Below are 11,517 nucleotides of genomic sequence, written 5' to 3'. Positions count from 1 at the left end.
GAAAGATACTATGTTTGTAGACGTTCAAAATAATCGCTCGTCGGGACGGGTGGTCCCGCCCCTTGCCGCTGGGCGCTCCCCGACCGATGATTAAATAAGAATAGGCGTAATAATAGAATTATTAACTTTGTAAATGAGAGTTTATCAATGAATTAATAATCCAAACTATTACACCTATGGTACAAAGTAAAGGAATAAATTTTAATGGTCAAAATATCTATATAGGTATTGATGTGCATCTGAAGAGTTGGAGTGTAACTATAATAACAGAATCGGGTTATAAAAGAACTCACTCACAAAAACCTTCAGCCAAAGAGCTCTTTGAACATTTGAAGAAACATTATCCCAATGGCAAATATCAAGCTGTATATGAAAGCGGCTTTAGTGGGTATTCCACTTACTATGCTTTGAAGGAGTACGGAATAAAGTGCATGATAATTCATGCTGCGGATGTTCCTACGTCTCAATATGAGAATGTGATGAAGACAGATGCCATAGATTCAGAAAAATTGGCTAAATCTTTAAAAGGAGGGTTATTGAGAGGAATATACGTCAGGGACAAAGAAGAATTGGATGACCGTAGTCTTATCAGATTACCTAAAACTTTACAGAAGCAACTTGGAGGATATAAATCACGTGTGAAGCATTTACTTTACAATAATGGGATTTCCTATCCTGATTGTTTTGAGAACAGCCGTTCTCATTGGTCCAATCGTTTTATATATTGGTTGGAAAATGAAGTGAGATTATTGTCGTCCACCAGACTTTCTTTGGATTTGTTGATAGACCAGGTTAAGCTGTTCAGAAAAAATCTACTGAAAGCTACCCGGATGGTTCGTGATTTATCAAAGAAACCGCAATATTCTCGACAATATGAGAACTTGATCTCCATTCCTGGTATAGGCCTTGTGACAGCCATGTGTCTTCTTACGGAAATTGGAGATGTGTCAAGGTTTCACAATCAAAGAGAATTTGCGTCTTTTCTTGGTCTGATTCCGTCTTGCCATAGCAGTGGTGAAAATATTTACAATATGGAAAAGACTTTCAGAGGCAATAAACACCTTGGTCCTTTGGTTATAGAAAGTGCATGGGTCTCTATACGGCATGACAGAGCTATGTCAATGGCTTATGGAGCATATTGCAAACGGATGAAAGGGCAAGAAGCCATCATCAGGATAGCAAGAAAAATGTCAAATAGGATTTTGAGCGTACTCAAATCCGGTAAGAAATACCAATATGACAAGGTGCGATAAAAATAGAACCCTATTGGAACAAGATAATTAAAACGACTCCTACAATCTCCATGATGAGTATTGCGCTTCATCTAAAGAAAGATTGTTGCGTTTATCCTATAGCCTGAAGTAGTAACTTGTTGCTTGGTACAAGACACCAAGTCAACTTATCGAAGTTTGTCTGATAGGGATTTTATTTTAGAGTATAACAGCATAAGAAATTAGGACTTGTGCGCTGTTGAGGATAAGGATATTTACCCTTATCTAAAGGGGGTATTGTTTCTCCTTTTGGGAAAAAATCATGTAACAAATTGATTTATAAAGTTAATAACAAATAAAAAAGTATTCAGTTATTTGGAATACAACATAGAAGGAGAATGACATCCTCACGTAACCAACGCATAAAACGTTTGGACCAGTGGGCGCTTTTTCCAGCAAAACATTTTGGAAAGACTATGCCGTTATTGTAAAGCAAGTGCTTAACCCTGGACTTATAGCCTCCAAGTTGTGTCTGTAAGGTTTTCCGTAACCGTACCACACCACGGGCATCAAGATTCTCCCTGCGATGTACATAAATACCTTTCAATGTTCCGGTTTTTAATGCTTTAGCTAATTTATCAGAGTCCATAGAATCAGATTTCATCACACTTTCATATTGGGTAGTGGGAACATCTGCCGCATGAATGACCATACAGTCAATACCATACTCCTTCAAAGCGTAATAAGTGGAAAAGCCAGTGAAACCGGATTCGTAGACAGCCAGATATTTACCACCGGGGTAATGTTTCCTCAAATGTTCAAAGAGCTCACGGGCTGAAGAGTTCTGACTATGTGTCTTCTTGTAGCCCGACTGGGTGATTGTAGTCACACTCCAATTCTTCAGATGAACGTCAATACCTATGTAGATATTTTGACCTTCAAAATTTATTTTCTTTCTTTGTTGCATAGGTGTAATAATTTTAATTACTAAGTTTTTTCCGTCCTAATTACAAATTTAGTATTTCAATTATTACGCCTATATCTTTGTTATAAAAAATCATCGGTCGGGGAGCGCCCAGCGGCAAGGGGGTGCACCAGCACTCCCGACGAGTGAAAGACATCAGCCAATACAAACATAGTAACTTTTTGTTGGCAAAGTAACGGAAAAGTGGATGGCTTTACAATGTGTACTTTATCGGATGCTTACCAAGTATCTATTTACTGCTTTCTTTTGTATTATCTAAAACAATAGGTTCGTCATTATTTTCTTTCACTTTTTTAGCTATATATTCTTTAGGAAGCATCCCAAAATATTCTGTGAAACATTTTGTAAAGTAACTGTGATTACTAAATCCAACTAACCAAGATATTTCATTAATCTTGCAATTTTGTTGGTTTAATAGTTCTGCAGCTCTTCTTAATCTTATAGTTTTTATATAATTATTGGGAGTCATCCCTGTAATGTCTTTTACTTTTTTATACAGTGCACTTCTGCTCATATGTATTTCATATGCTATATCATCTACTGTGAAATCACATTTAGATATATACTGCAATACAAGATCACTAAACCGCTGCATGAATTGTTCGTCATTATTATCATTGAAATTCGGCAGAAGAATATATGGGTGTTTGTTGAAAGATTCCCATAAAATATTCCTTTTATCTAGGATATTATAAATAATCATATTTAAGAACATTATATCAACGGGTTTATCTATTACCATTTCAGCTCCATTTTGAAAACATTGTGCTTTAATTTTCATGTTATTATTTGAAATAATAACTATAGGAATATAGGATAAATTATCGTTGTTCTTTAGATGTTTACATATATTTACACCGTCTATCTTAGGTAACATAACATCGCATATTATTATGTCTGGTTTAAATTCAGAAGATACCATCTGCAGAACTTCTTCTCCGTCACTAGCTGTTGCTATTGTGTAATATTTCGATAATAAACTAGATGCATATAGTTGAAAATCAATATTGTTATCTGCTATTAGTATTTTGATGCTATTTTTAGGTTTTGAATTAAAATTAAATTCATTGCTGTTCGTAATTACAGGCTTTATGTCATGACATATATTATCTGTGCTTTCCTTTTCGCATAAAGGAATTGTTATACTAAATGTGGTAAATTCATTCACTCTACTTTCTATATTCAAGTCCATATTCATATTGTGTAAAAGCAATTTTGATATAGTCAAACCAAGTCCAAATTTTGTTGTGTTTTCTCTACTTGTTTTATTATAGCACCAGAATGCATTAAATATTTTATCTATATCGCTTTCTGAAATACCTATACCGTTGTCATGAATAGCCATAATTACGTTATTTTTATCACTTTTAATTCTTACTTCTACAAAGTCTTTAGTGAACTTCACAGCATTTGAAAGTAGGTGATTAACAACTTTATTCCATGCATTTACATTTATATTCACCAAAGGATCATTATCCGTGATTTCGTCAATAAAGGAAATTTGGATGTTCGAAGATTGATATTTTTCTTTAAAGGCACTTACGATATCTTTTGTTAAACGAACAATTTGAGTTGAATATAGGTCCTCCGTATTTATGTTTGTTAAATCAATTATTTCATCAGTTAGGTTGAATAATTTTTCAGAATTGTTTTTTATAAGTGTAATATTTTTACGAATATTTTCTGGCAAACCGTTAATATTAGCAATTTCTTCAGCCGGATTTTTAATTAGCATTACTGGTGTTCGAATTTCTTGTACTATGTTAAAGAAGAAATCTAATTTGTTTTGAAAGTTAGTAACTTCCATTGTATGTTTATTGTTTTCTATTTTATTCTTCTTTTTGCTAACATTGTATTTAAGGAAATAAATGCAAAATCCAACTATAACAGTAAAACCTATAAATATATATAGTGATATTGCAGTAGCACTATTCCACCAATGTGCTTTTACGATAATATTCCAAGAGTTTGTTGGCCCCCAAACTCCGTCATTGTTTGAAGAACATACCCTAAATGTATATTTTCCACAGGGCAAGTTAGAAAATGTCACACTATTATTTTCCCAGTTTGTTTCAATCCAATTCTCATGGTATCCTTCTAGACAATATTTATATCTATTATTCACAGGTGACTGGTGGCTTAAACTGACAAATTCTATAGTGAGTGGTTTATGCCATTTATATAGTATAGTATAATCTTTATCTTCTTGTTTCTTTTCTGATGTATTAATAAAAATAGTTATCGGTTTTATTGTATTATTTTTTAAGCCATCAGGTGTAATTATTATAAATCCATTATTAGAACCAATATAAAGTTTTCCATCAGAAGTGGCAATTCCGGAATTAATGTTGAATAAATTAGTATTTAGACCATCATGCTTATTAAACACAGTGCATTTTTCGCTTGAAGGATTATAGCTGAGAAGTCCTTTGTTTGTACTAAGCCATAGGAGTTCGTTATAATTGATAATGTTATAAACCGAAAGATGTGCCATTTCAAAATTTGTGGATCTTTCTTTAGTAAGATAATTCCTCGCTATCTCATATTTTATTAAACCTTGTCCTGAAGTTCCAATGAAGAGGTTATCCTTGTACAGTGACATAGATATAATATTATTCGGAATCACCTCGCCGTTAGAACTTTTAGATACACAAGTTATTTTGCTAGATTTAGAATTATATTTTAGTAGTCCTTTACTTATCGAAGCAAACCAGATATTCCCTTCTGAATCACTGCATATAGAAATAATATCACTGTTAAATCCTAACTCCTTTTCCTTGGTAAATCCACCCTTCTCAGTCCATGACCATATCGCATTTTTAGTGCCTATCCAAATTGTTCCATAGGAATCTTCGTATATAGAATATATACTTTTATTGGTAGCATCATCTTTTTTTAAGAATGGTATATGTTCAACTTTTTTTGTTTTATGATTAACTTTATATAATCCTTTCGCATATGTGCCTATCCATAAATATTGCTCATTTGAATGGATTGCATGAATATTTAGATTTAATTCGTTTTTATCTACTATATATCGCTCACATTTATCAAGAATAGGATCATAAATAAACAATCCTCCGTCATCAGTGCCAATGAATATTTTTCCATTTTGATTTTCATGGAATTTACTTATGATTCTTCCTTTTTCTGATTGAGTTGTACAATATCTAATATGAAAGTTTGAGCTGTTAGGTGATGCATAATTTATACCTCCAAAATAGGTAGCTACCCATATTCCCCCTTCTTTATCTTTAAAAGTATCATAGACAAAATTATCAGATAAACCCTTGTCGTGGTATTTATTGAAAGATTTTATAGTAAATTCATTGGTTCTATAGTTAAATAGCGTCAATCCATGGTCCGAACCAATATATAGTATGTTCTTGTCTAACTCCTTTATCGTGTGTATTCTTCCTTGCAGAACAGGTGTTTTATCATTCATTAGATAGTTTCTAAAACGGGAATTTTCTATATCATAATGAAATACGCCAGAATCCCAGCCGCTAACCCAGATATTTCCTTCAGAATCTAAACACATAGTAAATGCATTTGATTCAGCTATGTTTTTTTCTTCATCTTTTATGAGAATCCTATCAAATGTATCATTACTAGAATTATATTTATATAAATAGTTACCAGCTGTTAGGCACCAAATATCGCCTTTAAGATCAGTTAATACTTTTGTTGAAAAATCTGAAGTAAGTCCAATATTTTGTGATTCTCTATAATTTCTGAGTTTTTTATTTTTAGGTGTATATTTGTAGATACCATTTCCTAGTGAAGTTGCCCATATATTACCTTTGTTATCCTCTGATATTGACCTTATTAATGTATTTTCAATGCCAAATCCATTTATCCGTTCAAAAGATTCTTTTTTCTTATCAAAAATATATAGCCCATTTTCTGTCCCTATCCATAGTTGATTATTTCTATCCTCATATATGCAGTATACACCGTTACTCTTAATAGTATTTACCTTATTAGTGTCCGTTCGCCATGTTTTAAATCTATAAATATCATATGTTATTAGGCCATCATTTGTTCCAAACCACATTTGCCCATTGATATCCTGAAAAATACAATATATGGTATTGGTATTCAAGCCAGATAAAACATTAATGTGTTCAAAATTAAAATTTGATTCTATACCTATTATTGGATTACAATACAGAGTAAATATTGCAAGTAAAATTCCAAATTTTATCAACCTAATTCTATTTTTCAATTTATTCATAGTGTTACTTAATGTTTTTCACTTATAGTGAACGATTATTCAACTAATAATATAGTTTCATTCACTACTGTCCAATAAAAATAGGCTAATCGGTCTTTGAAATCATTGAGACACAGTCTTTTAAGCAGTATTTTAGAATGAAGCGGATTTGAATTCGTAGCTTAGCGGTCAAATTGAAGACCGCTTATAAACCAAGATAAATACGTATTCGCTCAACTTACCGCTTTTCTGAACAGAACTCAGTTCAACAACTTCGTTCGCAAGTATGATGGTAATCGCTACGTGAAGCAATTCACTTGCTGGAATCAGCTACTTGCTATATGTTCGGACAACTGAACAATCGAGAGAGTCTTCGTGACCTAATTGTTGCTTTTGAAGTGCATCGAGCCAAGCAATATCATCTTGGTTTAGGACGCAATCCAATAGCTAAAGCTACTCCCGCATATGCTAATCAGAATCGTGACTACAGAATCTTTGAAGACTTCGCATTCTATATAATGAAGGAAGCTTGCGAAAAGCGTGCAACCAAAATCTTGGAAATTCCTGGAAAAAAGTATGCTTTTGATTCAACAACCATTCCGTTGTGTCTAGCCACATTTCCATGGGCGAAGTTTCGAAGAAAGAAAGGAAGCACAAAGTTCATGTCTTATATGACATTGAAGCACAAGTTCCTGCTTTCTATACTGTAACCACAGCATCGAAGCATGACTCTACAGCGATGTGTTCAATCCATTATGAACTAAATGCTTATTATATATTCGACAGGGCTTATGATTCCTTTAAAGAACTCTATAAGATACATCTTACAGACTCTTTCTTTGTTGTCAGAGCCAAGACGAATTTAAAGTATAAGACAGTCCAATGGAAGCGAAGAATGCCAAAGAATATAATGACAGATGCGGAAGTGAAACTGACCGGCTATCTCTCCGAGAAGAAATATCCTGAGTCATTCAGACTCGTCCGATATTACGATGAAGAAGATGACCGTGAGTTCACTTTCTTGACGAATACAACACATATTTCTGCATTGAATATTGCTAATCTCTATAAGAAAAGATGGTTGGTCGAGTATTCTTCAAATGGCTAAAGTAGCACCTTAAAATAAAGAGATTCTGGGGCACAACGGAAAACGCTGTCCGCATTCAAATCAGTGTGGCGATCATTACTTACTGTCTCGTGGCTATTGTCCAACACGATATGCAATTGAAACGTTCAACTTATGAGGTTTTGCAGATTCTAAGCATCTCTCTGACGGACAAAACTCACTTACGTGACTTGTTCAATAAGACTAATTTCAATGATGTCAAAGAACTCGATTGTCCCCTTTTTGAAGGACTATTTGATTAATTATTTAATTCGTCCATTTTTATTGGACACTAATGAGTTACATTATAACCATCTTTTATATAAAAAGCATTGTTGTTAGATTCTTCGGTCTGTTAATTGGCTATAGTAGCTTTAGAGAATAAAAAAAGAATTTTTATAGCCAATATATTTCTGATAACTCAAGTAAATTCTCTTTGGGATTATAATTATATACCTAATAAAAATATTGGCCATCTCTAAAAATATAAATAACAAAACTATCATATCAAAGAACTTATACAAAGTTTGGTGAATACTAAAAAAGTCTTGTATGCAAGAAATATCCACAAATGCAAAAATAGTCTATTTTTCGATTGTATGCATAATAAAAACGTATATTATTATACAATATGAGTATAAATAATATATAATTATTAAATGAGGGTTGTGAAATAATGTATTTTTGTCTCGAGATTTTTAAAATAAAACCTTATTATTAACTAAAAAACAAAAGTATGATGAAAACACTAAAACTTTCGTGGCTTTTTGTTACGTTCTGCATTCTTTTTTCGGGAACGACTTTTGCTCAGCAAATAAAAATACGAGGTATCGTATTAGATGAGCTAGACGAACCTGTTGTCGGAGCATCAGTGATTGCCACTCCTGCTTATGGTACAATTACGGATGTAAATGGTTCTTTTGAGTTGTCAGTGGAAAAAAGCATTAAAAGTTTGGAGATTTCTTACATTGGTTATCAAACACAAAAAGTAGCGGTAGCTACTAATTTAAAAATCAAATTAAAGCCTGACACCCAGCAACTGGATGAGGTCCTAGTTGTAGCTTATGGCACGACCAAGAAGTCTTCTTTTACAGGTTCTGCTTCAGTAGTAAGGTCGGATGAAATTAAAAAATTTCAGGGGACTGGTTTTACTGATGCCCTTCAAGGGCTAACGGCAGGTGTAAATGTTAGTCAAGATGCGAGTAATCCTGGTGCTGAAGCACGTATTTCTATTCGTGGTATCGCTAATATGGCTGGTAATACTACACCTCTGTACGTTGTAGACGGAGTACCCTACGATGGTTCATTAAATTCTATTAATACTAATGATATAGCCTCGCTTACTGTGCTTAAGGATGCTGCAGCAGCTTCTCTTTATGGATCTCGTGCAGCAAATGGTGTTGTTATTATAACAACTAAAACAGGTAAAGCAGGAAAGGTTAAAGTAAACTTTAATGCCTCCTGGGGTACTTCTGACAATGCAGTAGGATATGGAAAGAAAGCCGATCCAAAACAAACATTGCTTCTTTATTGGGAAGGTCTATACAATGATAAATATTATTTTGAGGGTGGCTGCTCTAAGCAAGAAGCTGGAGATTATGCATCTCAGTCTCTCTTGGGTAAAATATTTACTGCACAAGGGAAAGACCCAACAGGAAAGCCTATTTACGTTTCGCCTTTCAACCATATCGATGAGGATTGGGTACTTCATGATGGTAATGGTAATCCTTACATCAATCCTAATCTTACTTATGCTTGGAATGAAAATGACTGGGACTGGTATGGTGCATACTACAAGCGAAAACTCCGTCAAAATTATAGTATTGATATATCAGGTGCTACTGAAAATGGGAAAACAAATTACTTTATCTCTACAGGTTTTCTAGATGATAAAGGATATGGAGGCGGAGATTATTACAAACGATATTCCTTTTCTGCTAATGTTAACTCTGAGATAAATAAGTGGTTAGCTATGGGTGGTTCATTGCGCTATGCCTATAGCCGCCAGAGTTCAAGTGGTAGTACACGTGCATTGAATTATAATATGACTTTAGCTTCACCATATCTTCGTAATGCATCAAATACAGATTGGGTGCGCTCGGAAATGACAGGTGAAAGAGTTTTACAATATGGTGCATATACCAGTTTCTTTGGTGTTCATCCTTTGAGTAATAGAGGTGATTATTGGGATAATGACAACAATGATAATTTTAGTAATAATGATGCTTCTAATTTAAATGCTCGCTATTATGCTCAAATTTCTCTTCCTTATAATATTAAGTTTAAGACTACATTAAATCTTGACGATAATACCTCTCGCTCATACACTTATGATTCTGCGATATGGGGAAGTGGGCAATCCGAACCTTGGGGAAATACTATACGTCCATCAGGAGGTAGTGCTTCACGCTCTAATTTTCATTCAATGTCTGTTACAAATTCAAATATTCTTTCTTGGAATCAAAGCTTTGATAAGCATAACATAAGTTTTCTGGTCGGTCAGGAAGCGTATTATCAACGTACTGAGTATACAGCAGGTGGCGGTAGCGGTATTTATCAAATGAATCAGTTCCAAGTAGATTCAGCCACCAAGGATTATTGGTCTAGTTCATTCAGTGATAGATATGCATTGCTGTCATATATCAGTAAGCTTGACTATAATTATGATGATAAATATTATTTATCAGGATCATTCCGTCGTGATGGTTCATCATGTTTCGCTCCAGAATCTCGTTGGGGTAATTTCTGGTCAACCGGAGCTTCTTGGAGAATCTCTAATGAAAAGTTTATGGAAGATTTTGATTGGATTGACAATCTGGTGATTAGAGGCTCTTATGGTACTTCTGGAAATGACCGCTTGATTCCGCGTCAGTCTAATGGAAAAGGAGGTAGCAGAATCCTCTATGCTTACCAAGGTACATATGAGTCTAATAATCTGTATAATATTTCAGGACTTAAGCCGGCTTCTTTAGCTACACCTAAATTACATTGGGAGAAAAATGAACAGTGGAATATTGGCGTTGATTTTGCATTGTTTAGCTGGTTGAATGGTACATTGGAATATTACACACGATCATCTGATGGTCTTCTTTACTATCAAGAACTTCCTTTATCTGCGCAAGTTGGTAATGTTACGGGTATTAATACTAATGTTGGAGATATAAGAAATAGTGGTTTTGAGGCTACACTTGGTTTTCAATTGTTTAATCAAAATAAATTCCAATGGCGTATAGATGTTAATATGTCAACTTTAAAAAATGAAGTTACTAAGCTTCCAACAGAAATTGGTTTTTGGTCAAATGTTGTTGCTTGGTACAAGCTTGAAGAGGGAGGATCATTATATGATTTTTGGGCACCGAGATTTGCTGGTGTTGATCCAGAAAGCGGTTATGCTACCTATTATAAAAAGGATGGTTCAGTCGTAAATAAAACAGCAGCTCTAACTAAAGATGATTATGAGTTCGTTGGCTCTGCACTACCTAAAGTTTATGGTTCGCTAACTAATTCATTTAACTTCTACGGTTTTGATGCTTCCTTTATGCTTTATTATTCCTTAGGTGGACATATGTATTGCTATAATAAATCAGAACTTGCATCTTATAGTCGTGTAGGCGTTTCTCCTGTTTTGGATTTAGTTAAAGATCGCTGGAGTGGTCCTGGTGACTCAAGCGCTAAAACACCCATTAACTTTATGACAAATCGTTCGATATCAGCTATAGGTTATAGTGATTATTACATTATAAATAATGACTACCTCCGACTTAGAAATGTAACAATAGGCTATACATTGCCTAAATATATAACCAAGAAGATAGGTCTTGAAAATGCACGCATATATTTTTCAGGAGATAATCTCTTGACATTCGGTAAAGCAACCAAATATTATACGGATCCTGAAACTGGTATCTCCGGTAATACATATAATGGAAATTCAGATACAGAAGGATACGGTGGTGGTCGTCGAGTTTATATGTTTGGACTTAATCTTACTTTCTAACTC

4 protein-coding genes and 1 pseudogene are annotated in these 11,517 nt (G+C 34.0%); 3 read left to right on the top strand and 2 right to left on the bottom strand.

Going from position 1 to position 11,517, the window contains the following annotated elements; all coding sequences use genetic code 11:
• The first annotated feature begins 176 nt into the window (after positions 1–176).
• Positions 177–1,253 carry an IS110 family transposase gene (locus tag CSD97_RS17715; RefSeq protein WP_098032143.1) on the top strand — a complete coding sequence of 359 codons (1,077 nt, stop codon included), beginning with the start codon at positions 177–179 and terminating at the stop codon, positions 1,251–1,253.
• Between the two features lie 325 nt (positions 1,254–1,578).
• On the opposite strand, the gene CSD97_RS17710 is transcribed toward CSD97_RS17715, so the two are convergent.
• Together CSD97_RS17710 and CSD97_RS17705 are read right to left on the bottom strand one after the other, a co-directional pair.
• Positions 1,579–2,178 (bottom strand): transposase, encoded by a 600-nt coding sequence (locus tag CSD97_RS17710; RefSeq protein WP_229079744.1) that lies wholly within the window; start codon positions 2,176–2,178, stop codon positions 1,579–1,581.
• A gap of 247 nt (positions 2,179–2,425) precedes the next feature.
• Positions 2,426–6,433, bottom strand: a complete 4,008-nt coding sequence (locus CSD97_RS17705; protein WP_057088423.1) for a two-component regulator propeller domain-containing protein — start codon at positions 6,431–6,433, stop codon at positions 2,426–2,428.
• Between the two features lie 186 nt (positions 6,434–6,619).
• On the opposite strand from CSD97_RS17705, the pseudogene CSD97_RS19240 reads away from it, so the two are divergent.
• Together CSD97_RS19240 and CSD97_RS17690 are read left to right on the top strand one after the other, a co-directional pair.
• Positions 6,620–7,780 (top strand): annotated as a pseudogene (locus CSD97_RS19240) (IS4 family transposase).
• A 473-nt stretch (positions 7,781–8,253) separates the two neighbouring features.
• Complete coding sequence (locus CSD97_RS17690; RefSeq protein ID WP_057088426.1) at positions 8,254–11,514, top strand: SusC/RagA family TonB-linked outer membrane protein; 3,261 nt, start codon at positions 8,254–8,256, stop codon at positions 11,512–11,514.
• Positions 11,515–11,517: the final 3 nt, after the last annotated feature.

This window comes from Bacteroides sp. AR29 (genome assembly GCF_900217715.1).
Lineage (GTDB): Bacteria > Bacteroidota > Bacteroidia > Bacteroidales > Bacteroidaceae > Bacteroides > Bacteroides uniformis.
This window is presented reverse-complemented; position numbering and strand designations above follow the sequence as displayed.